General features: G+C 62.6%; 25 protein-coding genes and 2 pseudogenes. 21 read left to right on the top strand and 6 right to left on the bottom strand.

Features of this window, described 5'->3' with window-relative positions:
- Both OXR00_RS19285 and OXR00_RS19280 read left to right on the top strand, forming a co-directional pair.
- Positions 1–260: hypothetical protein (locus tag OXR00_RS19285; protein ID WP_267389848.1), on the top strand; the 260-nt coding region annotated here is incomplete at its 5' end.
- A 51-nt stretch (positions 261–311) separates the two neighbouring features.
- Positions 312–710 carry a VOC family protein gene (locus OXR00_RS19280; RefSeq protein ID WP_267389847.1) on the top strand — a complete coding sequence of 133 codons (399 nt, stop codon included), beginning with the start codon at positions 312–314 and terminating at the stop codon, positions 708–710.
- Between the two features lie 661 nt (positions 711–1,371).
- On the opposite strand, the gene OXR00_RS19275 is transcribed toward OXR00_RS19280, so the two are convergent.
- Positions 1,372–2,145 (bottom strand): alpha/beta fold hydrolase, encoded by a 774-nt coding sequence (locus OXR00_RS19275; RefSeq protein WP_267389846.1) that lies wholly within the window; start codon positions 2,143–2,145, stop codon positions 1,372–1,374.
- 221 nt (positions 2,146–2,366) lie between these two features.
- On the opposite strand from OXR00_RS19275, the gene OXR00_RS19270 reads away from it, so the two are divergent.
- The 6 genes from OXR00_RS19270 (at position 2,367) to OXR00_RS19245 (ending at position 8,817) form a co-directional block, all read left to right on the top strand.
- Entirely contained in the window at positions 2,367–3,473 is a 1,107-nt protein-coding gene (locus OXR00_RS19270) for an L-dopachrome tautomerase-related protein (RefSeq protein ID WP_267389845.1), read from the top strand.
- Between the two features lie 8 nt (positions 3,474–3,481).
- The gene (locus OXR00_RS19265) at positions 3,482–4,564 is read left to right on the top strand and encodes a catalase family protein (protein WP_267389844.1); all 1,083 of its coding nucleotides are present in this window, start codon (positions 3,482–3,484) and stop codon (positions 4,562–4,564) included.
- Between the two features lie 74 nt (positions 4,565–4,638).
- Positions 4,639–5,100: a 2Fe-2S iron-sulfur cluster-binding protein gene (locus OXR00_RS19260; protein ID WP_267389843.1), complete on the top strand. Its 462-nt coding sequence runs from the start codon at positions 4,639–4,641 to the stop codon at positions 5,098–5,100.
- The gene (locus OXR00_RS19255; RefSeq protein WP_267389842.1) at positions 5,097–6,110 is read left to right on the top strand and encodes a xanthine dehydrogenase family protein subunit M; all 1,014 of its coding nucleotides are present in this window, start codon (positions 5,097–5,099) and stop codon (positions 6,108–6,110) included. Before OXR00_RS19260 ends, OXR00_RS19255 begins: the two co-directional genes overlap by 4 nt.
- 13 nt (positions 6,111–6,123) lie before the next feature.
- Positions 6,124–8,370: a xanthine dehydrogenase family protein molybdopterin-binding subunit gene (locus OXR00_RS19250; RefSeq protein WP_267389841.1), complete on the top strand. Its 2,247-nt coding sequence runs from the start codon at positions 6,124–6,126 to the stop codon at positions 8,368–8,370.
- Positions 8,371–8,523: 153 nt separating this feature from the next.
- Positions 8,524–8,817: an antibiotic biosynthesis monooxygenase gene (locus OXR00_RS19245; protein ID WP_267389840.1), complete on the top strand. Its 294-nt coding sequence runs from the start codon at positions 8,524–8,526 to the stop codon at positions 8,815–8,817.
- 287 nt (positions 8,818–9,104) lie between these two features.
- Here OXR00_RS19245 and OXR00_RS19240 read toward each other — a convergent pair whose 3' ends face one another.
- The 3 genes from OXR00_RS19240 to OXR00_RS19230 form a co-directional block, all read right to left on the bottom strand.
- A complete protein-coding gene (locus OXR00_RS19240) occupies positions 9,105–9,770 on the bottom strand; it encodes a TMEM175 family protein (RefSeq protein WP_267389839.1) in 666 nt (221 codons plus the stop codon).
- A 6-nt stretch (positions 9,771–9,776) separates the two neighbouring features.
- Positions 9,777–10,607, bottom strand: coding sequence for an aldo/keto reductase (locus tag OXR00_RS19235; RefSeq protein ID WP_267389838.1), 831 nt, complete (start codon positions 10,605–10,607; stop codon positions 9,777–9,779).
- A gap of 412 nt (positions 10,608–11,019) precedes the next feature.
- Positions 11,020–11,760: an SDR family oxidoreductase gene (locus tag OXR00_RS19230; RefSeq protein WP_267389837.1), complete on the bottom strand. Its 741-nt coding sequence runs from the start codon at positions 11,758–11,760 to the stop codon at positions 11,020–11,022.
- A gap of 191 nt (positions 11,761–11,951) precedes the next feature.
- Here OXR00_RS19230 and OXR00_RS19225 point away from each other — a divergent pair, with 191 nt between their 5' ends.
- The 4 genes and pseudogenes from OXR00_RS19225 to OXR00_RS19210 all read left to right on the top strand — a co-directional run.
- Positions 11,952–12,887, top strand: coding sequence for a LysR family transcriptional regulator (locus OXR00_RS19225; RefSeq protein ID WP_267389836.1), 936 nt, complete (start codon positions 11,952–11,954; stop codon positions 12,885–12,887).
- 89 nt (positions 12,888–12,976) lie between these two features.
- Positions 12,977–13,993, top strand: a complete 1,017-nt coding sequence (locus OXR00_RS19220) for a zinc-binding alcohol dehydrogenase family protein (RefSeq protein ID WP_267389835.1) — start codon at positions 12,977–12,979, stop codon at positions 13,991–13,993.
- Positions 13,993–14,139 (top strand): hypothetical protein, encoded by a 147-nt coding sequence (locus OXR00_RS19215; protein ID WP_267389834.1) that lies wholly within the window; start codon positions 13,993–13,995, stop codon positions 14,137–14,139. The genes OXR00_RS19220 and OXR00_RS19215 overlap by 1 nt, the downstream gene beginning before the upstream one ends.
- 342 nt (positions 14,140–14,481) lie before the next feature.
- Positions 14,482–14,663 (top strand): annotated as a pseudogene (locus tag OXR00_RS19210) (tyrosine-type recombinase/integrase); the annotation flags it as partial.
- A 125-nt stretch (positions 14,664–14,788) separates the two neighbouring features.
- Here OXR00_RS19210 and OXR00_RS19205 read toward each other — a convergent pair.
- Together OXR00_RS19205 and OXR00_RS19200 are read right to left on the bottom strand one after the other, a co-directional pair.
- Entirely contained in the window at positions 14,789–15,670 is an 882-nt protein-coding gene (locus tag OXR00_RS19205) for a hypothetical protein (RefSeq protein WP_267389833.1), read from the bottom strand.
- Positions 15,622–16,266 carry a hypothetical protein gene (locus OXR00_RS19200; RefSeq protein ID WP_267389832.1) on the bottom strand — a complete coding sequence of 215 codons (645 nt, stop codon included), beginning with the start codon at positions 16,264–16,266 and terminating at the stop codon, positions 15,622–15,624. The genes OXR00_RS19205 and OXR00_RS19200 overlap by 49 nt, the downstream gene beginning before the upstream one ends.
- A 221-nt stretch (positions 16,267–16,487) precedes the next feature.
- On the opposite strand from OXR00_RS19200, the pseudogene OXR00_RS19195 reads away from it, so the two are divergent.
- The 9 genes and pseudogenes from OXR00_RS19195 to OXR00_RS19155 form a co-directional block, all read left to right on the top strand.
- Positions 16,488–16,661: pseudogene (locus tag OXR00_RS19195) on the top strand (integrase); the annotation flags it as partial.
- Positions 16,662–16,852: 191 nt separating this feature from the next.
- Positions 16,853–18,343, top strand: a complete 1,491-nt coding sequence (locus OXR00_RS19865) for a DUF4173 domain-containing protein (RefSeq protein ID WP_267389831.1) — start codon at positions 16,853–16,855, stop codon at positions 18,341–18,343.
- 17 nt (positions 18,344–18,360) lie between these two features.
- Complete coding sequence (locus OXR00_RS19185; RefSeq protein WP_267389829.1) at positions 18,361–19,077, top strand: response regulator transcription factor; 717 nt, start codon at positions 18,361–18,363, stop codon at positions 19,075–19,077.
- Positions 19,074–20,657, top strand: a complete 1,584-nt coding sequence (locus OXR00_RS19180; protein ID WP_267389828.1) for a HAMP domain-containing sensor histidine kinase — start codon at positions 19,074–19,076, stop codon at positions 20,655–20,657. The genes OXR00_RS19185 and OXR00_RS19180 overlap by 4 nt, the downstream gene beginning before the upstream one ends.
- A 2-nt stretch (positions 20,658–20,659) precedes the next feature.
- A complete protein-coding gene (locus tag OXR00_RS19175) occupies positions 20,660–21,052 on the top strand; it encodes a DUF2809 domain-containing protein (protein ID WP_242154090.1) in 393 nt (130 codons plus the stop codon).
- 463 nt (positions 21,053–21,515) lie between these two features.
- A complete protein-coding gene (locus tag OXR00_RS19170; protein WP_267389827.1) occupies positions 21,516–22,457 on the top strand; it encodes a cytochrome ubiquinol oxidase subunit II in 942 nt (313 codons plus the stop codon).
- Between the two features lie 4 nt (positions 22,458–22,461).
- Positions 22,462–24,552, top strand: a complete 2,091-nt coding sequence (locus OXR00_RS19165) for a cbb3-type cytochrome c oxidase subunit I (protein WP_267389826.1) — start codon at positions 22,462–22,464, stop codon at positions 24,550–24,552.
- The gene (locus tag OXR00_RS19160) at positions 24,549–25,175 is read left to right on the top strand and encodes a cytochrome c oxidase subunit 3 (protein WP_267389825.1); all 627 of its coding nucleotides are present in this window, start codon (positions 24,549–24,551) and stop codon (positions 25,173–25,175) included. The genes OXR00_RS19165 and OXR00_RS19160 overlap by 4 nt, the downstream gene beginning before the upstream one ends.
- Positions 25,172–25,474: a cytochrome C oxidase subunit IV family protein gene (locus tag OXR00_RS19155; protein ID WP_267389824.1), complete on the top strand. Its 303-nt coding sequence runs from the start codon at positions 25,172–25,174 to the stop codon at positions 25,472–25,474. Before OXR00_RS19160 ends, OXR00_RS19155 begins: the two co-directional genes overlap by 4 nt.
- The last annotated feature ends 8 nt before the right edge of the window (positions 25,475–25,482 follow it).

Below are 25,482 nucleotides of genomic sequence, written 5' to 3'. Positions count from 1 at the left end.
GAAGTCGCCATTCGGGCCACTCCGTCGACTTCCCGAAACCCGCCGCTCGTTCACAATCTGATTCCGTTTCAGATTGGCTGCTTTATGAGCGGCAGGGATCCGCTGTTTCGCCGGTGTCACCGCGTCAGCTCTACGTTCGAAATACCTTCGATCGCAGGCAGCATCGCCTCGACCACATCAGCGATTGCCTTGCCGTTCGGATGCACCCTGCCTACGCCGACGGGCAGAGCGCCGTTCCGGAACTGGATGACCGCCCGTAGCGTCCACATCACCGGTATCTATTAAATAACGCGTTGAGCAGGAGAAAAAGCATGCTGTTTCATACTATGGTCGGATCGAACGACATCGAACGATCGAAGCGATTCTACGATACGGTGCTCAGCATACTCGGCGTCGGTGAACCGATGCGGAATATCGCCGACAGCGGCCACACCCGGCTCATCTACAATAATGGCAACGAAACGAACTTCATCGTCAGCCAGCCGATCAACGATGAACCTGCGACCGTCGCGAACGGCAGTACCGTTGCCTTTTCATGCAACTCACCTGAGCAAGTGAAGCAGCTTCACGATGCCGCGGTTGCCAATGGCGGCACCTCGATCGAAGCTCCGCCTGGACCACGCGAAACTGCGTCGATGGGGACGATCGAGCTCGCCTATTTTCGCGACCCCGATGGCAATAAGCTGTGTGGGATCCATTTTCCCAAGTGATATTGCCGCCGCACGTCAAGTCTAAGGTGTCGCCCGTTCTAGCATGGACGGGCGGCAGGCTCGCCACGAAGGAAGTGCGGTAGACGGCACCGCCTCGAAGACCCATTTCCGGTCGTTCAGCGGCATTGTTCCTCCTCCCGGAAGCGGACGTTTGTTCATCTCGCAGGTATGAAACGAGGGCAGATGGTGAACATGCACCGGATGACCGGTCATTCCTCACGCAGACAATCTGACGCGGGCTTTTGACACGGCGAACCTAGCGGAAAACAGCCACTCGCGTGGCGGTGTCACAACCGAACGGTTCTGAAACCGGCGGTTGGTAACGATCTTTCCCATTTCAGTTCGCAAGACGGGTTTTGGGAACCCCGACGGATTCCCGCTTCTCGATCCTTTTTGGGAAAGCGGGCAGGGCTGGGGCTCAGCGCCTCCACGTAGCAGCCAACATGAATGAATGGCAGAAGGTGGGGAGTCGAAATGAGGCTCCGAATGACCGGGTCTGGGTCAGTGCAGCAGCGAGCCGCTGATCAGCCGGTGTCACAACCGTTCGGTTGTTACACCGTGTGCTAACGCTTCTGATCGTGCGGAGATGATCCCGGATTTGAGAAATGGTCGACTAGGGTCCGTCGTCCAATGGCCCTTTTCCGTAAAACGACCGGCAGTCTTAGCTCGTAGCCCGCAAGATGACCGTAGTCGTTTCGCCGGGCATGTCCCACATCGGAAAATGACCGCTGTGCGCAAACCAGTGCAACGTCGCTGACGGGAATGCCGCGAGCGCGCGGCTGGCCTGACGAGGCAGGCAGAGCCGGTCTTGTCTTCCCCAACCGATGACGATGCGCCGCGTCGCATCAGCCGCAGGACCTTGCTGCTCCGCTCCGTTGGCAAGGTCGCGGACCAAGGCGTCGAAGGTCGGCGTGTCTGTAATGCTGGTCAGCTCGGTGCACACCAGCTCGGGCGACAGCGCCGTGGGTTTCGCCGATAGCTGGGCCAGCAGCGCCATGCGCGCCGCGCCGCTGCGGCTGAGCGCCGGCAAGCGTGATCGCAGCGCGCGCAGCAACCGTGCGGACACGCCGATCGTGGTGTGGAAGAAGGAGCGTTCCCAACCACGCCAGAAGCCGCCCGGATCAAGGGCGACGACGTTGCCAACCTTCCCCCGACGTGCGAGTTCCAACACGATCCGGGCGCCCATCGAGCTACCTACGACGTCGACGCCAACAAGGTCGTTTGCGACGAGATAGCGTTCTACGCTGCCGACCAGCCCCTCGAACGTCCCGCTGTCCCGCTCGGCCGGGGTCTCTCCGTGGCCCGGCAGATCGATGGCGATGACCGACCTTTCCACCGCAAGATTATCCAGGATCGGCCGCCAAGCGCGCCAGCTGCTGCCTACGCCATGGATAAGTAGCAGGGGTTTTCCGCTGCCACGAGTGATCTGATGCATGAATACTCCGTCCCGTTCGCGTCGATCAACGATCGGGGGAAGACAATGGTGTCGAACCCCGTCAGCTCGGGTTTACAACGGCTGATATTTTTGCGTGCCCCTGCTGCGGATAAAGTTTCTGTATAACCCATTTAATATTTTTTTCTCGGGTCCGATTACCGAGCGCAGTCGTTGGTCAACGAAACGGTCGTATTTTGCGTCCGGTGAACGGGAGCAGCCCGATGCGGAAGCACGGTGTTTGGATCGGGCTAGGAGCCTTCACGATAGCGCTGGCGGGAGCGGCTTATGCCCAGACTGGACGCAGCGCCGCGCTAACGCAGGTGGCGAGCTTCGACCACCAGGTTACCGGCGTCGCCGTCACGGCTGACGGGCGCCGCTTCGTCAACTTTCCGCGCTGGACCGACGACGCGCCGATCTCGGTTGCAGAGGTGATGCCGAATGGGTCGCTCCGGCCCTATCCCGATGCCAAGTGGAACAGCTGGCGCAATGCCCAGGCAAACGAAATGCCGGTTGGCGACTACTTTGTCTGCGTCCAATCGATTGTGCCGGACGGCCACGGCAATTTGTGGGTGGTCGACCCCGGCGCACCGGGCAACGAGAAGATCCTGGACGGCGCGCCGAAGCTCGTTCGTATCGACCTCAAAACCAACAAGGTGACCAAGGTCATCGCGGTACCTGGCGACGTTGCGCTGCAGGGCACCTACCTCAACGACATCCGCTTCTCGCCCGACGGCCAGACCGGCTACATCACCGACAGTGGCACGCGCGGTGCGATCATCGTCATCGATCTGGCCAGCGGGAAGAGCTTCCGCGCCCTCGACGGTCATCCGTCGACCCAGATCGACAAGAGCGTTACAGTCGCGATCGAGGGCAAGCGGCTTGTTCGTCCCGATGGGCGCCAGCCCGCTTTTGCTTCCGATGGCATCGCGATCTCGAACGACGGGAAGACGCTCTATTGGCAGGCGCTGACCGGAAAGACGCTCTATTCGATCGTCACCGAGAAGCTGCGCCCAGATGTCAGCGAGCGCGACCGCGCGGATGCGGTGAAGACCGTCGCCACCACCGCCGTCGCCGATGGCCTGTGGATGAGCAAGGCCGGGACCCTCTACATCACCTCGCCGACCGATTATTCGATCAGGCGGCTTGCCGGGTCCGGCACAGAGGTCGTCCTGACCGACAAGCGGCTGCGCTGGCCCGATACGTTTAGCGAGGGGCCTGACGGGACGATCTACGTCACCGCCAGCCATATCCAAGACACGCAGTGGTTCACGCCGGGCGCCCCGCCGTCGATCCGCACCCAGCTGTTCTCATTCGCTCCGACCCGTTGAGGACTGTCATGACTTACCTGCGCTACCGCGACGACATCGAGACGCCCGAACCTGATGAGCAGGAAACGATCGATGGCATCATTCAGGGCATGACCCAGCAAACCGAGGCAGTCGAGAAACGCGAGCAGCACGCCGTGCGCGCCAGCCATGCCAAAAGTTCGGCCTGCGTCGTCGGCACGCTAACGATCGCCGACGACCTTCCGCCGGAACTGGCACAGGGGTTATTCGCCGCGGCGGGCACCTACGACGTGGCGATCCGCTTCGCGCAAGGGCCGGGCGAAACACTTGGCGACCGCGTCTCCACCCACAGGGGCATGGCGATCAAGGTGTTTGGCGTGGATGGCGAGAAGCTGCCCGGCCACGATGTGCCGACGCAGGACTTCGTGTTCGCTACAGGACGGACCTTCCCATCGGGGACCGCGTCGGGCTTTCTCAGCGACGCCAAGAAACTCGGCGTGGCGACGCCGATGCCGGAGGGCGTCAAGAGCGCGGTGTCGTCGATGGCGCGCAACTTCAACAAGGTGCTGGGCCTGTTCAACACCGCCTATGCCAAGGCGGACTTCTTCGGGCACCCGTTCAGCCACCCGATCGGCGACGACTACTTCAGTCAGGCACCAGTGCGTTATGGCGACTATGTCGCGAAGCTCGGCGCCGTGCCAGCGTCGCAGGCGCAGGACGCGCTCGGCGAGTGGCAGCTCGATCCGCATCAGGACGAGGATGGGTTCCGCCACGCCGCGACCGATTACTTCCGGGATCACGAGGCGGTGTTTGAGCTTAAGGTGCAGCTCTGGGCGAACGCGGAGACGCAGCCGATCGAAGACGCCTCGGTCGAATGGCCGTCGCAAGACAGCCAGTACCGCACTGTCGCCACGATCCGCATCCCTGCGCAGGAGGCGTACAGTCCGGCGCGCGTGCGCTACTTCGACGAGGTGATGACCTTTCGTCCGGCACATAGCCTGGCCGCGCATCGGCCGCTCGGCTCAGTAATGCGCGCGCGCCTGCAGGTCTATCGAGCGCTGTCCGCCTTTCGCCACCGCGAGAACGGTGTTGCCGAGGAAAACACCGCCGACATCGCCACCATCCCGGCCTAACGCAAAACATAGAGGCGCCGATCATGCCGACAGCCGTCAATACCGTCACATACGCTGCCGTGCCGATTGGCACGGTGGAAACCACGCTGACGATCAACGGTGAGACGCGCACCCGCGCGATCGAGCCCTGGACGACGCTGCTCGACCTGTTGCGGGAAGGCGAAGACCTGATCGGCACCAAAAAGGGCTGCGACCACGGGCAGTGCGGCGCGTGTACCGTGCTGATCGACGGGCGCCGCATCAACTCGTGCCTCAAGCTGGCGGTGACGCTGGACGGAGCGGATATTACAACGATTGAGGGGCTGGGCCAGCCTGGTGACCTCCATCCGCTGCAATCCGCCTTCTGCAACCACGACGCGTTCCAGTGCGGTTATTGCACCCCTGGCCAGATCTGCTCGGCGCAAGGCCTCATCAACGAGGGCAAGGCCAGGACCAGAGAAGAGGTTCGCGAGCTGATGAGCGGCAACCTGTGCCGATGCGGCGCCTATACGAACATCGTCGATGCAGTGCTCGACGTGATCGGAGAGAAGGCATGAACCGCTTCGATTATGCCCGCCCTGCCAGCGTCACCGAGGCGGTGCAGGCGGGCGACGGAGAGCATGTCCGCTATCTGGCGGGCGGCACGAACCTGATCGACCTGATGAAAGAGAACGTCGAGCGGCCGGTGACGGTGATCGACATCAACCGCCTGCCGCTCGATGCGATCGAAGAGCTGGACGGAGGAGGGCTGCGGCTGGGCGCGCTCGTACCAAACTCCGACACTGCGTGGGACGCGCGGGTCGAGCAGCGTTATCCCTTGTTGTCTTCGGCGATCCTGGCTGGTGCCAGTCCGCAGTTGCGCAATGCTGCGACCAATGGCGGCAACCTCAACCAGCGCACGCGCTGCTATTATTTCTACGACGTCGCTACGCCCTGCAACAAGCGCGAGCCGGGCTCGGGCTGCGGGGCGATCGGCGGGGTCAACCGCATCCACGCGATCCTGGGCGCAAGTGACCAGTGCATCGCCACGCATCCGTCGGACATGTGCGTCGCGCTGGCGGTGCTCGACGCGACCGTCCAGGTGACCGGTCCGCAAGGCGACCGCGCGATCCCGATCGCCGACTACCATCGGCTACCCGGCGACGAGCCGTGGCGCGACAACACGCTGAGACCCGGCGAGTTGGTGACGGGCATCGACCTGCCGCGCGAGGATTTCACGCAGAACTATACCTACCTGAAGCTGCGCGATCGTCTGTCCTACGCGTTCGCTCTGGTCGCGGTTGCTGTCGCGATGCGGGTGGAAGATGGCGCAATCGTTGAAGCGCGAGTGGCGCTTGGCGGTGTCGCGCACAAGCCGTGGCGCAGCAAGGAAGCCGAGGGGCTGCTGAACGGGCAGGAGCCGTCGCCACAAGCGTTCGGCGCCTTCGCCGACGCCCTGCTCTCCGGGGCTGTCGGCCAGGGAGAGAACGACTTCAAGATCCCGCTCGCACGCAAGGCAATAGTCCGTGCGCTGAAGCAGGCGGCCGAGGCAACCCCGCAATCACAGACCGACAAGCGCGTCGCGTAAGGATACAAACATCATGGCTACCGCAGCGAAGATCGGGATCGGCAGCGCAATCAACCGCGTCGATGGCGTCGAAAAAGTCACCGGCACGGCGCGCTATGCCGCCGAGCATCCGGTAGCGAACCTCCTGTACGGCTTCATCGTCGAGGCCGGGATCGCTAAGGGGCGGATCGTCAGTATCGATGAGGAGGCGGCGCGCGCCGTACCCGGCGTCGTCGAGGTCATCACGCACCTGAACCGTCCGCACGTTGCCTGGACCGACCACAGCTACAAGGACGAGATGAAGATCCCCGGCTCTCCATTCCGGCCGCTGTACGATGATTGCATCCAATTCAACCAACAGCCGATCGTACTGGTAGTGGCCGAGACGTTCGAGGCAGCGCGCTTCGCCGCCAGCCTGATCGAAGTTGCGTACGAGGCGGAGACGCACAACACCGACTTCGAGGTCGCGCTCGCCGAGAAGTACGTACCGAAGAGCAAGCGCAGTACCTATATGCCGCCGAAGAATCGCGGTGACGCGGCGCAAGCCTTCGCGGACGCTCCGCTGAAGGTAGCCGGGGATTATCGGCTCGCGCCGGAACACCACAATCCGATGGAGATGTTCGGATCCACCGTCGAGTGGCACGACGACGGTGGCATCACCGTGTGGGACAAGACCCAGGGGTCGCAGGGGGTGCAGGCCTATCTTGCCAGCATCTTCGGCTTTTCCAAAAAGAAGGTACGGGTGCTGAACCCCTATGTCGGCGGTGGCTTCGGCTCGGGTCTGCGGCCGCAACATCAGGTATTTCTGGCCGTCTTGGCTGCGAAAATGCTGGAGCGCTCGGTGCGGGTCACGATGACGCGCCAGCAGATGTTCAGCCACGCCTACCGTCCCCAGGCGATCCAGAGCACGGCGCTGGGCGCGGAGACCACCGGCAAGCTCACTTCGATCCGCAACGAGGCGACCACCTCCACCTCGCGCTACGAGGACAATATGGAGAACGTCGTCAACTGGGGGTTGATGAACTACGACAGCCCGAATGCCGACGCGGAGTACACCATCACTCAGGTTGATACAGCGACATCGGCGGATATGCGCGCGCCCGGGGCGGCGACCGGCATGACGCTGTTCGAGATGGCGATCGACGAGATGGCCTATGTCGCCAAGGTCGATCCCCTCGAGTTCCGGCTCATCAACTACTCGCCCATCGATGCGATGAACGGCACGCCGTACACCAGCAAGGCGCTGCGCGAGGCGTTCCACGAGGGAGCCGAGGCGTTCGGATGGAGCGAGCGCTCGGCCGAGCCACGGTCGATGCGCGACGGCAAGGAGCTGGTCGGGTGGGGCTGCGCTACCGGCATGTGGGACGCGCAATTTTCCAAGACGTCCGCCAGCGCAAAGCTCACCGCTAACGGTCATCTGGAAGTGGCGTGCGCGACTTCGGATATCGGCACCGGCAGCTACACGGTGATGGCCCTGGTCGCGGCCGACACGCTCGGCCTGCCCCCTGAGCAGATCACCGCCAGGCTGGGCGACTCCGACCTGCCGACCGCCCCTGTGGAAGGCGGGTCCTGGGGTGCGGCATCGTCCGGCGCGGCGGTTCAACTAGCGTGCCAGGCGGTCTGCAAGAAGCTCCTGAAGGCGGCTGGCAAGATCGCCGGTGCACCGCTCGGCGAGGCGACCATAGACGAGGTGCTGTTTGAGGATGGCTGCATTGTGTTGAAGGACGCGCCGACCGTCCGGGTGCCGTTCGGCGACGCGATGCGTGCCGCGGACCTGACGCAGATCGAGGAGGAGGAGACCGCGGCCCCCGGCTTCGGCGACATGTGGAAGGGCATGCACAAGTCGAAGAACACCCACAGCGCGATCTTCGCAGAGGTGAAGGTGGACGAGGATTTGGGCGTGGTGCGCGTCACCCGCATCGTCGATGCGGTCGCTGCCGGCCGCATCATCAATCCGAAAACGGCGCGCAGCCAGATTTTGGGTGGCGTAGTAATGGGCATCGGCATGGCGCTCCATGAGGAGACATTCTCCGATCACCGGCTCGGTCGCTGGATGAACCACAACTTCGCCGAATATCACGTGCCTGCGAATGCGGATGTCCACGACATCCAGGTGATCTTTGTCGACGAACCCGACCCCGAAGTGACTCCGCTCGGAGTGAAAGGACTGGGCGAGATCGGGATTGTCGGCACTGCTGCGGCGATCGCCAACGCGATCTACCATGCGACTGGCAAGCGGGTCCGATCCCTTCCAATCACGATCGACAAGATCCTGGAATGATGCGCTGTCTCGCGCGGGCAGCTAGCATGCCTTCGTTTCGCTATTGCGTCTTCCACGACGGCATTTCGGGAACGTGATCGCTATGCAATGCTTCAACCTGCGCGATCGTTATTTTGCCACTAATATCCGGACGTTCATCCTGAGGAGTTGATCATGCCCAAATTTGCGCTTTACGTGCCACTGAAGGCCAAGCCCGGTAAGGAGAGCGATGTCGCCGATTTTCTTACCTCGGCGCTACCGCTCGTTCAAGACGAACCCGGCACCCTGACTTGGTACGCGATCCAGGAAGGCCCTGGCACATACGCGATCTTCGATACCTTCGATACGGAGGAAGACCGACAGGCGCATCTTGACGGCAAGGTTGCTGCGGCTCTGATGGATAAGGCAGAAGAGCTGTTCGCCGAGCCCCCGCAAATCCATAAACTTACGCTCCTCGCAGCGAAATAGCAGACGCCGCCAGCAACTTGGTCAGGCTCGGGATGAACGGCAACTTATGACAGCAGGCTCTTTCGCTTGTACCGATCATTAGCTGCCCTTCGTCTGCGCAATAAGTGAAGATCTGCGATCTGGAACGGACCCGGCTTTGAATGTAACGTTGTGGGTCATGATGGCGGGACTGATTGCTTGGAGGGTGTCACACCTGTTTGGTTCTGACACCGTCCACTCGGTATGTGGTTCGCTCGGAACGGAACCCATCGGAGCGACGCACGCCGACAGATCAGGCTTAAGGGAACCTACTCCAATGTCGCTTCCTTATCGCTTTGCCCATCATCGCTTACCTTAAAGACAGGCTTCGCGGGTGGAACTATGTAGCTCAAAGTGACGAGCCCCGCAGCGATCAGTCCAACACGCCAACTCCAGAACGCTAAGCCGAATGCCGCCCAATAGGCACCGGCGGTTAGGCCATATTTGATGGTTAGGCGGCGAAGATAAGCCTCGGTCAGCCTCCGGTCGGGGAGGCATCTGGCGGTGGCGTATACCCACCGAAGAAACCACCAGGTCGCCGGTGTCGCTGCTATGCCCAGATACCATAGGGCGGCGGTTGAGCTCTGCGTATCTCCGGCGAAGTGTTCGACCAACGGACGCGCGGGAAATGGAGTGATACTGACGGCAGCCAGAAAGCCGATGCTCAGCAGATTGTAGCCGTGGTCGGTTTTCTCCAGCAGCTTGCCGCTGAAATGGCTGTGGATCCAATAGAGGCCGATGAGGATTACGCTCAGACCGTAGGCGGCGTATTCGGGTGCCAGCTTAAGATAAGCCGCTGCGAGGTCGCCGTCCTCAGGCTTCGGTGCGTGCAGTTCCACCACCGGAAGTGTGATCGCGATCGCAAGCACCGCGTCCATGAAAGCCTCAAGGCGATCCGATTTGCGTTCGGTTCCTTCGAGGGAGAATATCGCCATCTGACGCTATAGCATTTCGAGCGGGCGGCGGTCACGTGGCCGGGAAAATGCCGCGTCGAGTGTCGCAAGGTCGGCGTCGGAGAGGACGATATCTGCGGCCGCGCGGTTTTCCCGCACATGTGCGATTGAACTCGCTTTCGGGATGGCGATGAGGCCGTCGTGCCGCAACGTCCAGGAGAGTGCGACCTGCACAGGGGTTGCACCCACCTCGGCGGCGATTTCGTCGAGGGCGGGATGGCTTGAAAGTCGTCCTTGCTCGACGGGACTATACGCCATCACTGGCATTTTATGATCGGCGAGCCATGGCAACAGATCCAGCTCGGGGCCTCGACGGACAAGATTGTAGAGGATCTGATCAGTTATGCAGCCATCCCCGCCGGCAGCGACAAGCTCGTCCATATCGTCGGTGTCGAGGTTGCTGACACCCCAATGTCGAATCTTCCCTGCTGTTTTCAGCGCCTCCATTGCCTCCACTGTCTCAGCAAGCGGCACCGATCCCCGCCAGTGAAGCAGGTAGAGGTCGAGCCGATCGGTGCCGAGCCGCTTCAGGCTTGCCTCGCACGCACCAGCAAGACGGGAGCGCGATGCGTTCTGTGGATACGCCTTGCTGACGAGGAACAACTGGTCACGAAGGCTGCCTAGCGCCTCGCAGATCAGCGTTTCCGCCGCACCGTCGCCGTACATTTCAGCGGTATCGACGAGCGTCATGCCCAGCTCGACACCGGCGCGTAGCGCGGCGATCTCATCGGATCGCCGCTCGGCACGTTCGCCCATCTTCCAGGTGCCTTGACCCATCGAAGGAACGACGTCCCCGCCTGGTAGCGTCACGCATTTCATATGGTTTCGCTCCTTCAAGTGTTCCCGGCTGCTCGTGAAGGTAGGCTGATATGTCGGTCGCCGCCACGTACAAAGGTGACATGGGTGTTTTCGGTATCACAACCGTCCGGGACTGGTGAAAACGCCCGATGCTCGCTTTGCTCGTCCCGAGAGGGAACGGCGGAAGAGACGGCCAGCGCTTTCCCATAAGGATCGTATTTCGATAATGCCCAGCGCTTTCCGTAATCGCAACAACAGCATCCAACGTAAATACGAGGGCAGCCGCTTGGAATTGATAACCGGCGATAGCGGTGTCACAAATTTCGGTTTTGTGACGTGTTTACCTGAAACTCGACCATTTTAAGCTAAACGAGGGTGCGATCGGCTGACGTGACGAAGGCGGAGCACACGCCGCCCCGCCTCCTCTTCGTGACTAGAACTGCTGTGCGGTCGGGCGGATGACGATCGCGTTGATGTCGACGTCATCAGGTTGTTCGACAGCGAACGCGATAGCACGCGCCACCGACGCTGCCGGGATCGCCTGCTTGTAGAAGTCGAGGACCGTCTCGGCGGCCGTGCCCGACGTCGTGAACTTCAGGTCGCTCTCGACGGCTCCGGGCTCAATCGAAGTGACGCGGACCTTCTCGCCCACCTCCTGACGAAGACCCTCGCTGATCGCGCTGACGGCGAACTTGGTGCCGGAATAGACCGTGCCGCCCGGTGCAAAGACCTTGATGCCAGCGACCGAGCTCAGGTTGATGATGTGACCGCTGCCCTGCTCAAGGAAGCCGGGAAGAGTCGCGGCGATGCCGTAGAGCGTGCCCTTCAGGTTGACGTCGATCATCTGGTCCCACTCGTCGGTGTTGACCTCGGCCATCGGACGGATCGGCATCAGACCGGCATTGTTGACCAGCACGTCGAGCCGGCCGAAGTCGGCAATGATTGCGGCGACCACGGACTCGACCGCCAACTTGTCGGTGACGTCGAGCGCATAGGCGCGTGCCGTTCCGCCGTTCTCGGCAATCTGCGCGACGACCTCGTCGAGCTTGTCCTTGCGCCGTGCGGCGATGGCGACCTTCGCACCGCGTTCGGCGAGAAGACGCGCGGTCTCGGCGCCGATTCCGGTGCTACCGCCGGTGATGAGGACGACCTTGTCGCCGATACCCTTGGTCATGACTGTGTTCCCTTCAATCCGGATTTCGACTTGCGCTGGATCGTGGCTGCGCCTTCAGCGAGCCCACGTGGATGCTCATCTGAACCTCCATGTCGCAGCGTCCGTCGCTGCTGGATGGAAGATGGGCCTCATCGACATATTCGAGAAGTTTATCTTCTTGATTTCAGATATAGGCATGACAGTATAACTCTGTGCGCTACGACCTGAACCTGCTGCCGACCTTTGTTGCTTTGATGGAGGAGCGCAGCGTCACGCGGGCCGCCGAGCGCATGGGCATGACGCAACCCGCCTTGTCCAACGCCCTATCGCGTCTACGACTGATGCTTCAGGATCAGCTGTTCGTCCGCGAGCGCTACGGCATCCAGCCGACCCCAATCGCGCTCGAACTCGCGCCGCGGATCGCCGAAGCGCTCGCACAACTCGACGACGCGGTCCTTGGTCAGCAGGCCTTCGACCCTGCACAGGCCGAACGCCTCTTCACCATCGCGCCGAACGGCTATGTCGAATTCGTCCTCGTCCCCGGGGTCGTGGCGCGACTGCAGAAAGTCGCACCCGGCATCAAGCTCCGCCTGACCCCCTACGGCAACGATCTCGTTGAGACCGGCGTCGTGTCGGGCACGACGGCGCTCGTGCTGGGCCGCATCGTCGACCCGCCCGACAATCTCGTCGTCCAGCACCTGATGGACGAAGGGCTCGCCTGCGCCGTCCGCGCCGACCATCCGGACGTCGGCGATGCCATGACGCGCGAGCAGTTCGAGGCAATGAAGCACGTCAACATCGTGCCGCCCGGACGGATGCGCGCCGGGCTGTTCCAGGCGCTGGCGCATCAGCAGCTGAAGCGCAACGTCGCGATCTCGGTGACCAACTTCTTCGCGGTAGCCGAGATGGTGGCGGTGACAGACTACTGCGCCATCCTACCCTCACTCATCTGCAGGCGGCTGATGCACGACCCTCGGCTGAAGATCCTGCCGGCCCCGGTCGACCTCGGCAGCTTTCCCGTTGAGATGGCGTGGCACGTCCGCTACCGGCACGACCCCGCGCATCGCTGGCTGCGGGCACTAATCGGCGAGGTTATCACCGATCTCAAGGGGAAGACGGCAGCGGCAGCCACGCCGTCGCCAGCCTGAGGGACGCTGTCGGACTGGCGACGTCGGTTGTGCATATCCCCGGACTCACCAAGTATCGATATATTGCCTCTGAAACGACAGGATTTATCATGCGCGCAGTCGCTTATCAGCAGCAAGGCACGATCGATCGTGCGGAATCGCTCGTCGACATCGAGCTTCCTGATCCCGCAGTCACTGGGCGCGATCTCCTTGTCGAGGTGAAGGCCGTCTCGGTAAACCCGGTTGATACGAAGGTCCGCAGCGGCTCGGGTCCGATCCGCGGCGACTGGCGTGTGCTGGGTTGGGATGCCTCTGGTGTCGTTCGTGCCGTCGGCCCGGACGTGAACGGCTTCAAAGCCGGGGACGAAGTGTTCTACGCGGGGAGCATCGGCCGCGACGGGACGGACGCCGAGCTGCACTTGGTCGACGAGCGCATTGTCGGAAAGAAGCCGGCCAGCCTCGATTGGGCAGAGGCAGCGGCGTTGCCGCTGACGGCGATCACCGCGTGGGAGGCCCTCTTCGAGCGATTGTCCGTGCGGACTCCTGTAACTGGTGCAGCACCTGCGCTGTTGATTATCGGGGGTGCCGGCGGGGTAGGCTCGATGGCGATCCAGCTTGCTCGACAGGTACCCGAACTGATCGTCATAGCGACGGCATCGCGCCCTGAGACGCAGGCCTGGGTGGGTGAGCTCGGCGCACACCATGTCATTGATCATCGTCAGCCGCTGGCTCGGCAAGTGGCGAGTATCGGGATCGGCGCGCCGGCTTTCGTCTTCTCGACCACGCACACCGACGAGCATATCGATCAGATCGCCGAGCTGATCGCCCCGCAGGGACGCTTCGCACTCATCGACGACCCCAAGACACTCGATATTGTACCGTTCAAGCGGAAATCAGTGTCGACGCACTGGGAGTTCATGTTCACCCGGTCAATGTTCGAGACCGCTGACATGGAAACGCAGGGTCAGATCCTGTCGGCCATCGCCGAGCTCTTGGACGCCGGCGAGGTGCGCACCACCCTCACCGAACGGCTCTCCCCCATCAACGCCGCGAACCTCAAGCGCGCGCATAAGGCACTTGAGAGCACTACCGCACGCGGCAAGATCGTCGTTGAGGGTTGGGAGTGATGCGGTTCTCGGTCACGGGCGTGACGGTGAATGCTATTCTTAGCGGTCCGACGCTGTCGGAAGGTGTGGTCGAGATACTGGCGGACGAGGTCGCGTCTGGCAAATCGTTGGAAGAGGCCGGCGCCGATTTCGTCAAGTCGCACTGACCCTCCTCGATTATTCAGCGCGCTGCCACGGTCGAGGAAGTCGCCAACCTTTGCGTTTACAGGCGTTCGCGACCACCGGTGCGGCGCTACGCGTTGACGGCGGCGTGGTCGATACGATCGCCTGATCCTCAGTTGGTCCCGTCCCGATTGGGAACCTGTGACGGGAATCCCGCCGCGCCGATCGGGCTGACGGCCGCCCGCGGGACCCGCTTTCCCGGAATCTGTTCCCAAATGCATTTTCCCAAAACCATCGGGTGAAGACGGAGTAACGGGAAAGCCGCGACTCTCCCAAGCGGTGCCTTTTGGGAGCGCGATCGACGCGGCGTGCTGGCGCATTGTCCCAGGAAGCTCCCCGACGTGCTGAGCGTCGACGAGGTGGCCAAGCTGCTCGAGGCGGCCCCGGGCATTAAGTACCGCGCGGCGCTCGGCGGGCGTATGGCGCTGGCCTGCGCGTGTCGGAGGTCGCGCATCTCAAGGCCGACGATATCGACAGCAAGCGGATGCTGATCCGGATCGAGGAGGGCATGCTCGGTCGCCCTCTTCGTGTCGGTAAGCATCTCTCGCATGCGGCTATCGGTAACCGAGACGTGGACTTCGCGCCACGGTTTCGCGGTTGCGTCCGAAAGCGCGGATCATCGATGGTGCACCGTTAGGAATCGGCGTGGTTGATGACTTCGACTGCGTCGGGATTCACTTCGTAGTAGTGCTCGAACTGCCGCTTCGCGAGCGCGATGAGCTCCCTGTTCTCCTCCTTTCCCGTCAACCATTTGAAGTCGTATCTGAATGGGCCCGGGAACAGCGTCCACTGCAAGGCGAGGTCGAAGGCAAGCATGCCGCTGAAGAAGCCGTTGACGAGGCCCTTGATGTTTTCCGTGCTCCTGCCCGGCATGGCGCGCGGAAAGATCTGCTCGGTGTCGCCGCGGTCCTGAAACAGGGAGAGGTGCGCCTCGAACGTATTCTGGATCTCGTCGGTGCACCGCTCGCCCGCCAGCCACATCCCGGGCCAGCAGAACATCTCGGGCCGGGCCCTCTTGTCCCGCGCGAATGCGAGGTGATGGGAGAAGATCACCCTCACGGGCATATTCACGGGGCCGAACCCGAAGGTCCGGTGCTCCTCCAGCAGCGCGTCAACGGGGCCGCCGTCGCCGAACAGGCCTACGATCGCGTCCAGTCCCGCGAACGGGTAGTCGTAGCCGCACTGGTCGGCGAGGCGGGACGCGACGAACTCGTATTCCACGGCCGAGAAGCACTGTATCGCCTTCTGGAGCTCGGGCGCCTCGGCCGCGGCGAGGCACAGCCGTGTGAACCGGGCGCCGGGATCCACGTCGCAGATGAAGTCCTCGAAGGACTCGATCTCGAGCGGGTATCCCCGCGTCGGATTGATGGCGAGGTCGCATATGAGCAGGAAGAGTCCGACGAGGGGATCGTCGTAGCGCTCCGGCCAGACCGCGCCCAGCAACTGCAGGAAGAGCTCGAACGCCGCTACGTAGATTGGCCCAAACTGACCCTTCTTCCGGTAACTCTCGAGCAACTCCGGCCCGCCCGAGCTGGCGAGGAACTGACGCTCTCGAAATATGGCGTGTGACGCATCTCAAGGGCGTGTTTCGGCGACAGGGCGATCTTCTTGTAGAAATCGATGTCCAGCGCGTTGTTTACCGCGATGTTCGCCGCCGCTAGCGTTGGATCGGCATGCGTGGCACCGGCCACCATCGCCCGGTGCGCCCAGGTCTTGACCGGCTTGACGCACCCGGCGCCCCGGCCGAACTGCTGCAGGAACACCATGCTTCCGTAGACTTGGGCCGGATAAGCGAGGCTGAGCATCAATCCAGCCGACGAACCCATGTGCTGCCACCAGTGAATCGTCTCGTGGAGGTAGACAGAATAGGCCTGCATGAGGTCCGCCGTATCGTGGCCGTCGGTCTCGCGCTTCGTGATCGCGTCGACGAGTTCGTGCACGCGGGGGCTGAGGCGGAGGACGAAGTGCTCGGTCGTGTAAGTCCCGTGGGCATTGAGGGTCGCGTTGAAGACCCCGGGTGCGGATACCGGATCGAGCAGTTGCGGGTCGAGGCGTGAGAAGCGGAGCATGACCCTGGATAGCACGGTCCTTTCCCCGGCGTCGCCGACCATGCCCCTGAACCTCGGGCCAGAGGTCGTCGAACGCCCGCTGCCTTTGATCGACTAGCTCGACGAATGGACGCAACTGCTCTGGAAGATCGTCCGGTAATGAAGGAGAAGAGCCGTCGATCATTTCCGTTGAACGCGATGGGGATGGAGAGAAGCGCAGACTGGGGGAGCACGTGTATCTCGCGCAGCTTACGATCAAGAACTTCCGGCGGATCCCGGCTCAGGACTACGGGACGCACTCGCTTCGGCGCACAAAAGCATCGATCATCTACAAGGCGACTGGTAACCTTCGCGCCGTTCAGATCCTTCTCGGCCATGCCAAGATCGACAGCACAGTGCGCAACCTAGGCGTTGACGTGGCGGACGCTTTGGAACTGGCCGAACGCACTGAGGTCTGAGCGGACCCAAAAGCGATATTGAGCCCGCCTGAGTCGCTTTCCAACTTGGGCCGTCCATTCAGCTTAACTCCCGTCGGGGCTAGCGAACTGCACTGGTTTTGCACCGATCCTCCATTGAAGCTCCTGGCACCTTAGATCGCTCATGCATCACGACCGGGTAAGTCGACTGCCTCAACGGCAGGAGCAGGCGAGTGCGTTTCAGTTTCCTTTTTAAGGCTATGCTGGTGGTCGCACTGGTGGTGCTGTTCGACCAGTTGTTTCCATATGGCTTCTCCGGCGCGGGTGTCGGTGCCTTTGCGGGCCTATGGCTGATGGGGCTCGTACTTGGTCGGCGCGATGTACGGCGAAGCGCGCCTGCCTGGATCGCCCTCGCCGCCGCCGTCGTGTTTGCAGGTTCGCTCTTCGATAGTCCGGGACTGCTTGGCTGGGCGCTGTTCTGGTGCGCGCTGTCGGTCGCCGCGCTGCTGCCGAAGGCCGGCCGCTTCGACGATGCCTGGCATTGGGGTGCTCGCCTCGCCCTTCATGCGGCGACGGGGATCGGTAAGGTCATCGGCGATCTGCGCCGATTCTCAAGCTTTCGGCGTAGCAAAGGCGCCAGCGCTGGCGCCATCATGGCAACGCTGGGATTGCCGCTGGTCGGCGGTTGCCTCTTCGTGGCGCTGTTCGCCGCCGCAAATCCGTTGATCGCGCAGGCTCTTGTCGCAATCCGACTACCGTCGGTGTGGCAGATCCTCGTCTGGGCGTCCGTGGCGCTCTGCGTCTGGCCAAGCCTGCGACCACATGCAGCCGTGATGCGACTGGCGAGCCGCCTGCCCGATCCTGAGCCGGTGCTGCCGGGCACATCGCTGCCATCCGTCCTGATCGCGCTCGCGGTGTTCAACGCGATCTTCGCCGTGCAAAACGGGCTCGACATCGCCTTCCTGTGGAGCGGCGGCGCGCTGCCGGCCGGTATGTCGCAGACCGAATATGTGCATCGCGGCGCTTATCCGCTGATCGGAACCGCGCTGATCGCAGGGGTGATGGCCTTGGCGATGCTGCGCCCAGGCAGCGCCAGCGCGAGGCATCCATGGGCGCGGCGGCTGGTGACCTTGTGGGTGGTGCAAAACCTTGTGCTCGTCGCCTCCAGCATGTTGCGGACGATCGACTATATCGATGCCTCGATGCTGACGGCGTGGCGTATCGCCGCGCTCGCGTGGATGGGATTGGTGGCGCTTGGACTGGTGCTGATCTGCTGGCGCATTCTGCGCGGGCATAGCGCGCGCTGGCTGATCAACTGGAACGCGCTGGCGGCCTTGCTCGTGCTCACCGTATGCAGTTTCATCGACCTTGGCGCAGCCGCCGCAACGTGGAACGTCCGCCAGCAGGCACCGGCTGCGGTCGATCTCTGCTATCTCTGGGAGGTCGGCGATGGCGCGCTGCTGCCCTTGTTAGCGCTGGAGCGGCAGCCGATGGACACGGTGACACGGGACCGCGTGCGATATGTCCGCGATCAGGTCTTTACCGATCTTTCGGCACGGCAAGACACATGGGCGGAGTGGACACCGCGCGGCGCCCGCCGCCTGGCACAAGCACAGACTTTGCTCGGACACAACGCGGACCGACCGCTGGCGGTCGAGCAGCCTGCATGGCGGCTTTGCGACGGGACGATCGAACATCCCCCCATCGTCACCACCCAGTCTTGACCGCAGGAGCGTTAGCTATGATCCAATGCCCCATGCCGCGCACCATCCTGATCGCCGATGACGATCCCCATATCCGCCAACTGCTCGCCTTCGCGCTCGCGAAGGCCGGGCTCGACACTATCGAGGCGGAGGACGGCGAGGCGGTGCTCGCGACGGTAGAGCGCGACCCGCCTGATTTGATTGTGCTCGATATCAACATGCCACGAATGGACGGCATCGAGACGTGCCGTCGGCTGCGCGCGAGCAGTGACCTGCCGATCCTGTTCCTGTCCAGCCGCGATGATGAAATCGATCGCGTGCTGGGTATCGAACTCGGCGCGGACGATTATGTCACCAAACCGTTCAGCCCGCGCGAGGTGGTCGCGCGGGTGATGGCGATCCTGCGCCGCACGGCGGGGCGGCCGCCGGCGGTGGTCGATGCCATACCGCCGCTCGCGCATGGCTGCTTGCACCTCGATACCGACGGCTGGCAGGCGAGTTGGGCGGATCAAGCGGTGCCGCTGACCGCTACCGAGTTCGGCATCCTTCGCACCCTCGTCACGATGCCATCCAAGGTGTTCAGCCGGGAAGCGATCATCGACCGGCTGCACGGCCCGGGCTTTGCCATCACCGACCGCACGATCGATAGCCATGTCCGCAACTTGCGGGCCAAGTTCGCGGCCGTGGGCGCCGGGGACGTGATCGAGACGCGGGCGGGCATCGGCTATCGTCTGGGCGCATGTGGCGCAGGATGATCGAGCGCTTCAAGCAGGTCGTCCGCCGCCACTGGCCGCGCCTGCGGCTGCGGACCATCCTGCTGCTGACCTTCCTGTTCGTGGCCGCACTGCCGGGCTTCGGTGCGCTGTTCCTCCGGGTGTACGAGAATTCGCTCGTCCGGCAGACCGAGGCTGAGCTGATCGCCCAAAGTGCTGCGCTGGCAGCTACGGCGGCGGTCGATTGGCCCGGCCCCCATCCGCTCTCGCCAGCGGGCGAGGGTGTCACCGAGGCGCCATCAATCGACCTCCGCCTGACGCGCATCCTGCCGGAGCGACCAGAACCGAAGCCATTGTACTCTGGCGAGAATCGTGCCGTGCTTGCGTGGGCCGATCACCTTCGCCCGGTCGTGCATTTGACGGCGCGCACCACCTTGGCGTCGATCCTGCTGCTCGACGCGTATGGCCGCATCCTCGTCGGCGTACGGGCAGGAGCATCCTATGCCGATCTACCGGAGGTGCGGGCGGCTCTGGGTGGCCAGCCGGTGACCACACTTCGCCGCAATGGCGCCTACCGTCAGCATTACGCGCTGGAATGGCTTAGCCGTGCCTCAGACTTGCGCATCCACCACGCCCGACCGATCATTCTGGACGGGCGCGTCATCGGTGTGCTGTTGCTGTCGCGATCACCGCGCGCGCTGTTTGCCGGGATTTACGATGACCGCGGCAAGATCGCGCTCGGCGTCGTGCTGATCTTCGCGACCCTGGTGGTGCTGAGCGGATTGCTGTCACGCGGCATCGTCCGACCCGTCGAAGCTTTGCGTGACGCCACGCGCGCGGTCGCTGGCGGAGGAGGTCCGGTGCCGCCTGCCCCGACAACGGCGGCGATCGAGATTCAGGAACTGTATCGTGATTTCGGCGTAATGGCCGAAGCGATCGATCGCCGCTCCCGCTACCTGCGAGACTTCGCACATGCGGTCAGCCACGAGTTCAAGACTCCGTTGGCCGGCATCGGCGGTGCGGTCGAGTTGCTCCAGGACCATCCTGACATGGATACAACCGATCGCGAACGCTTCCTCGCCAACATCGGTGCGGACGCGGCGCGCCTCAATCTGCTCGTCAGTCGTCTGCTCGACCTGGCCCGCGCCGACATGGCGACGATGGTTGAGGGCGCCGCTGCCGACATTTGCGACGTCGTTCGCGGTGTCGCGGATGCTTTCACCGCTGCCGGTTTTCGCGTGCTGTCGAACTCCGACATGCCTCTGCCAAGCGTCGCCGTGCCGCCACACGTGCTGGGATCGGTGTTGACCGGGCTTGTCGAAAACAGCCGGCAGGCGGGCGCGTCCTGCGTCTCGATCACTGTCCAGGTGGCGGCCGGGTTCGTGGAGCTCGCGTTGCAAGACGATGGTCCAGGCATTCCCGGCGGCGATCGTGACCGCGTCTTCGAACCGTTCTTCACCAGTCGCCGCGCATCGGGCGGCACGGGGCTGGGATTGCCGATCGTTCGATCGTTGTTGCAGGCACACCATGGTACGATCCTGCTCGCTCAAGACGATGGCAACGGCGCCGCCTTCCACCTCACCCTCCCGGCGTGCGAAGCGACACCGACGTGGGGAGCGTAAACTTGCCCAAACGGCCGTTTGCGTTGTCAGCGCTATTGGTCGGTGTCACCATTATCGCCGGCCTCACGATCAGGCTGGCGCCGTTGGGATTGCCGAACACGCTGACCAAATATGGCGGATCGCTCCTGTGGGCGATGATGATCTACTGGATCGTCTCGACCGCTCGCTTGAATTTGACGCTGACGGCTTACGCCCTGATGTCAGGCACGGTCGCATTGACTGCTGAGCTTTTCAAACTCTACCATACGCCGCTGCTTGATGCCTTTCGGATAACTTTGCCCGGGAAGCTGCTGCTCGGGCGCGTGTTTTCGCTGTGGGATTTGCTCGCATACGCCATCGCAATCGTTGTTGGCGTTTTTACGGATTGTGCGATCCGCTCCCGTACATGGCTCTAATCTGCATAAATGGCAGTTCAAGGAGCCGTCGAGCATGTTCGTTCTTAGCCGCCGTAAGCTGTAGCCCCGTTTCATATCAAAGGACGACCCAGATGCGGCCATTCAACGCTGCCAGAACGCTTCCCGCTTTCTGCCGTTCGTTCATCTCGCGACGCCGGATCGTTCACACCGATGCGGGCTGGCCGGGCGTCTCCGCTCTGAGCGCTTCCGGATGAGTAGGTGGGCATGGCCGACATTAGTTGGCTCCGCTGGCTTTTTCAGAAAAGAGCCTTTTTGGGCTCGCCGATACAAAAAAGCTTAGGCCAAGGCGGCTTGAGAGGATCGGCGAAGAAGCCTTTTCACTCTATCTAAGCCGCGTCATAGCGTGATCGGAAACTCGGCGGATCGTGGCGTCAGCGGGCGTCGATGAACCGTGAGGCATCGCGTTTTTTCGGTTGTCGCCGGATGATAACGAAGGAGCTTTGTGGCTGTACTATTCACGCAACCATCGGGAACTCCGACGCGCCACGATCCGCCGCTCGCGATGAGGTTCGCCCGACTGGGACTCGCGATCCTCGCCTTGTCGGTGTTGTCAGGCTGCGCGGCACTCGACCACGGCATCCTCAACGCTCAAGGCCCTGTTGCCAGTCACGAACGGCACCTGCTGCTGATCGCGTCGGGTATCCTGCTGTTCGTCTGGGTCCCGGTGGTCATTCTCGTGCCCCTGATCGCATGGCACTATCGGCATTCCAACGCCAAGGATGCCTATCGCCCGAAATGGGCGTTCTCTTGGCCACTCGAAGGGTTCATCTGGATACCGCCGATCGGCATCGTCATCCTGCTCGCCTTTCTGCTCTGGCCGGCGACGCAGAAGGATGATCCCTATACCCGGCTGGCCGGACGAGGGGCTCCGGTTCGCGTCCAGGCGATCGCGCTCGATTGGAAGTGGGTGTTCATCTATCCCGATCAGGGCATTGCCACCGTGAACCAGCTTGCCATCCCGGCCGGCCACCCGGTGACGGTGGAACTGACCAGCGGTACGGTAATGCAGTCGCTCCTGCTGCCCCAACTCGCCGGCCAGATCTACGCGATGGCAGGCATGCGGACGCGGCTGAACTTCGCAGCCGATCATCCCGGTCATTATCTTGGCGAGAACGTCCAGTTCAACGGCGGCAAGTTCGCTCACCAGAAATTCCCCATCGTCAGCATGACCCCGGACGCCTACGCCACGTGGATGGCCCGCGCCCGACAGGGTACCAAGGCGCTCGATGCCGCCACCTGGGCCAGGCTCTCGCGCCGCGACACCACCGGGCCAGAAACGTTCTCCCGCGTACCGAGCGGCTTTTTCAATCATATCGTGACCGCGACGGGCGGAGCTTCGCACCCCCATTCCGGTCAGCATCCCGCTACACGAAAGGCGCATTAAGCCCGTGCAGACTGCTCACCCTCCGATCTGGCCCGAGGTTCTCGGCCGCTTTACCTGGCACGATCTGCCGTTCGTACGCGCCTGGGAGAACCCCACCGCCAGTGAGATCATCGGCGCCGGAGCCGCTTCGCTCGTCATCATCGGCTTCGTCGTCGCCGTCACGCTGCTGACCCGGTATCGTCGTTGGGGCACGCTGCTCGAATGGGTAACCAGTCTCGATCACAAGAAGATCGGCATCATGTATGTTGTGATCGCCTTGGTGATGCTGTCACGGGCGCTGGTCGAAGCGGTGCTGATGCGGATGCAACAGGCTGCGGCGGTCGGCAATCCGGGCTTCCTGTCGTCCGACCATTTTTCGCAGCTGTTCTCCACCCACGGCTCGATCATGATCTTCTTCATGGCGATGCCCTTCCTGACCGGCCTCATCAACTATGTCATGCCGCTCCAGATCGGCGCGCGCGACATGGCGTTCCCCTGGGCCAACTCGGTCGCTCTGTCGCTGACCGGAGGCGGCGCCATCCTCATGATGGTCAGCCTTGTCGTGGGCAGATTCTCGACCGGCGGGTGGAGCGGCTATCCGCCCTATACGGGGCTCGCCTTCAGCCCCGACGTCGGCCCCGACTATTGGATCTGGGCGGTGACGCTCGGCTCTATCGGCTCGACACTCGCCGCGATCAACATCGCCTGCACGATCTTCAAGTTTCGCGCCCCCGGCATGACGTACATGCGCATGCCGCTGTTCTGCTGGACGAGCCTGTGCACCAGCATCCTGATGCTGTTCGCAATGCCGGCGCTGACGGTCGCCACCGCGCTCCTCGCCCTCGACCGCTACCTTGGGTTCCACTTCTTCACGAACGACCTCGGCGGCAACATGATGAACTACGCCAACCTGTTCTGGCTGTTCGGTCATCCTGAAGTCTACATTCTGATCCTGCCTGCGTTCGGCGTCTATTCCGAGGTCGTCTCTACCTATTCGTCGAAGGAGCTGTACGGCTACGTCTCGCTGGTGCTGGCGACGATGGCGATCGCGGTGCTGAGCTTCACCGTCTGGGTGCACCATTTCTTCACCATGGGGCAGTCGGCCAACATCAACGCGGTGTTCGGCATTGCGACGATGACGATCGGGGTGCCGACGGGGGTCAAGATCTACGACTGGATCTGGACCATGTTCCGCGGCGAGGTGCGCTTTGCCGTGCCGATGCTCTACTCGCTCGCCTTCATGATCACCTTCGTCATCGGCGGCTTCACCGGTATCATTCTGGCGATCCCGCCGCTCGACTATGTGTTCCACAACACGCTGTTCCTGGTCGCGCACTTCCACAACATGCTGATCCCCGGTCTGCTCTACGGCATGCTCGCGGGCTACACCTACTGGTTCCCCAAGGCGTTCGGCTTCCGCCTGAACGAGCGCTGGGGCCGGGTGTCGTTCGGGTGCTGGGTCGTCGGCTTTTATCTCGCCTTCATGCCGCTGTACGTGCTCGGCGCCAGCGGGATGGCGCGGCGGACGCACGAAGTCTTCCAGCCCGAATTCCGTCCCTGGCTCTATGTCGCAGGCTTTGGCGCGCTGATCCTGCTCGCGGCGTTGGCATCGTTGGTGATCCAACTGGTCGTCAGCATCCGCGAGCGGGATGAGAATCGGGTCTTCGCCGGCGATCCGTGGGACGGGCGCGGGTTGGAGTGGTCGACCTCGGCACCGCCTCCGGAATACAACTTCGCCGTCATCCCGCATGTTGGGGGGCGCGATCCGTTCTATGATGGCAAGCGCAAGGGTGGCTACTATGAGCGCCACGCGCACTATGACGCAATCAGCGTACCGAAGAACAGCATTACCGGGCTGTTGCTCGGCATTGGTGCGACGGCGGCGGCCTTTGGACTGGTCTGGCACATGTGGTGGCTGGCCGGCATCTCGGTCGCGATGAGTGCCTACGCTCTTATCCTGCGTAGCTTCGTACGCTTCAGTGACCGGACCATCTCCGGAGCCGAGGTTACCGAAACCGAGCATCGCTGGCATGCGGCGCTCGATGCGGCCGATCCGACGCCGCGTCAGCTCGAGCTGACGCATCGCAACTCCGGCCTTGCGGAGATTCCGGCATGACCCAGCCTTCGCTGCGCCACGCCGGCATCAATCTGGGCGGCACCGAGCAGAATCCGAATGCCAATGCCGAGAGCGGCATCTTCGGCTTCTGGATGTTCCTGATGAGCGATGCCATCATCTTCGCATTGCTGTTCGCCGTCTATGGCACCGCCGTGGCGGCAACGGCGGGGGGGCCGACCCCGGCGAGCGAGTTCAAGCTCGGCAGTGCCTTCGCCGAGACTTTGCTCCTCTTGACCAGCAGCCTGACGATCGGGCTGGCGGTGCTCGCCATGAAGTATGACGAGGCGCGGCGCCCCGTTTTCGCTTGGATGGGCATCACCTTCATCCTCGGCGTCGCCTTCCTGGCGATGGAGATGCACGACTTCACCACCATGTTCTCAGATGGCGCCTACCCTACGCGAAGCGCCTTCCTGTCGGCGTTCTTCGCGCTGGTGCCCCTCCACGGGCTACACGTCCTGGCAGGATGTATCTGGATGTTGGTGATGGGCGGGCAGGTCCTCGCTTACGGCTTCGACACGCGGGTCAAGATCAACATCCTGCGCCTCAGCCTGTTCTGGCATTTCCTCGACGTTATCTGGATCGCCATCCTGACCGTCGTTTATCTTCAGGGGCATGTGCTGTGAACGAACGTCGTCGCGAAACCCGGACATATCTGATCGGCTACGCGCTGGCATTGGCACTGACGCTTGCCGCCTTTGCGGTCGTCAAATGGCCGTTGGCCGCGGCCGGCACGACGTTCGGGATCATCCTGGTCCTGGCCCTCGTGCAGGTGATCGTGCAGTTCCGCTGCTTCCTTCATATCAGCCTTGCCAAGTCGTCGCGCGATGATCTGCTCTTGGTGCTGTTTGCGAGCCTGATCGTCACGCTGATGGTGTCGGGCACGCTGGTCATTATGTTCAACCTGCGCGAGCGGATGATGTAGCCGTGGAG

This window comes from Sphingomonas sp. GC_Shp_3 (assembly GCF_026540945.1).
GTDB lineage: Bacteria > Pseudomonadota > Alphaproteobacteria > Sphingomonadales > Sphingomonadaceae > Sphingomonas.
Note: the sequence above shows the minus strand (reverse complement) of the source record. Positions and strands in the feature narration are given on the sequence as shown.

What these genes read in the sequence shown, in the direction of transcription:
- OXR00_RS19280 (WP_267389847.1), top strand. Translation starts at nt 312, where the DNA reads ATGCTGTTTCATACTATGGTCGGATCGAACGACATCGAACGATCGAAG.
- OXR00_RS19275 (WP_267389846.1), bottom strand. Translation starts at nt 2,145, where the DNA reads ATGCATCAGATCACTCGTGGCAGCGGAAAACCCCTGCTACTTATCCAT.
- OXR00_RS19270 (WP_267389845.1), top strand. Translation starts at nt 2,367, where the DNA reads ATGCGGAAGCACGGTGTTTGGATCGGGCTAGGAGCCTTCACGATAGCG.
- OXR00_RS19265 (WP_267389844.1), top strand. Translation starts at nt 3,482, where the DNA reads ATGACTTACCTGCGCTACCGCGACGACATCGAGACGCCCGAACCTGAT.
- OXR00_RS19255 (WP_267389842.1), top strand. Translation starts at nt 5,097, where the DNA reads ATGAACCGCTTCGATTATGCCCGCCCTGCCAGCGTCACCGAGGCGGTG.
- OXR00_RS19250 (WP_267389841.1), top strand. Translation starts at nt 6,124, where the DNA reads ATGGCTACCGCAGCGAAGATCGGGATCGGCAGCGCAATCAACCGCGTC.
- OXR00_RS19245 (WP_267389840.1), top strand. Translation starts at nt 8,524, where the DNA reads ATGCCCAAATTTGCGCTTTACGTGCCACTGAAGGCCAAGCCCGGTAAG.
- OXR00_RS19240 (WP_267389839.1), bottom strand. Translation starts at nt 9,770, where the DNA reads ATGGCGATATTCTCCCTCGAAGGAACCGAACGCAAATCGGATCGCCTT.
- OXR00_RS19235 (WP_267389838.1), bottom strand. Translation starts at nt 10,607, where the DNA reads ATGAAATGCGTGACGCTACCAGGCGGGGACGTCGTTCCTTCGATGGGT.
- OXR00_RS19230 (WP_267389837.1), bottom strand. Translation starts at nt 11,760, where the DNA reads ATGACCAAGGGTATCGGCGACAAGGTCGTCCTCATCACCGGCGGTAGC.
- OXR00_RS19220 (WP_267389835.1), top strand. Translation starts at nt 12,977, where the DNA reads ATGCGCGCAGTCGCTTATCAGCAGCAAGGCACGATCGATCGTGCGGAA.
- OXR00_RS19215 (WP_267389834.1), top strand. Translation starts at nt 13,993, where the DNA reads ATGCGGTTCTCGGTCACGGGCGTGACGGTGAATGCTATTCTTAGCGGT.
- OXR00_RS19200 (WP_267389832.1), bottom strand. Translation starts at nt 16,266, where the DNA reads ATGGTCGGCGACGCCGGGGAAAGGACCGTGCTATCCAGGGTCATGCTC.
- OXR00_RS19185 (WP_267389829.1), top strand. Translation starts at nt 18,361, where the DNA reads ATGATCCAATGCCCCATGCCGCGCACCATCCTGATCGCCGATGACGAT.
- OXR00_RS19180 (WP_267389828.1), top strand. Translation starts at nt 19,074, where the DNA reads ATGATCGAGCGCTTCAAGCAGGTCGTCCGCCGCCACTGGCCGCGCCTG.
- OXR00_RS19160 (WP_267389825.1), top strand. Translation starts at nt 24,549, where the DNA reads ATGACCCAGCCTTCGCTGCGCCACGCCGGCATCAATCTGGGCGGCACC.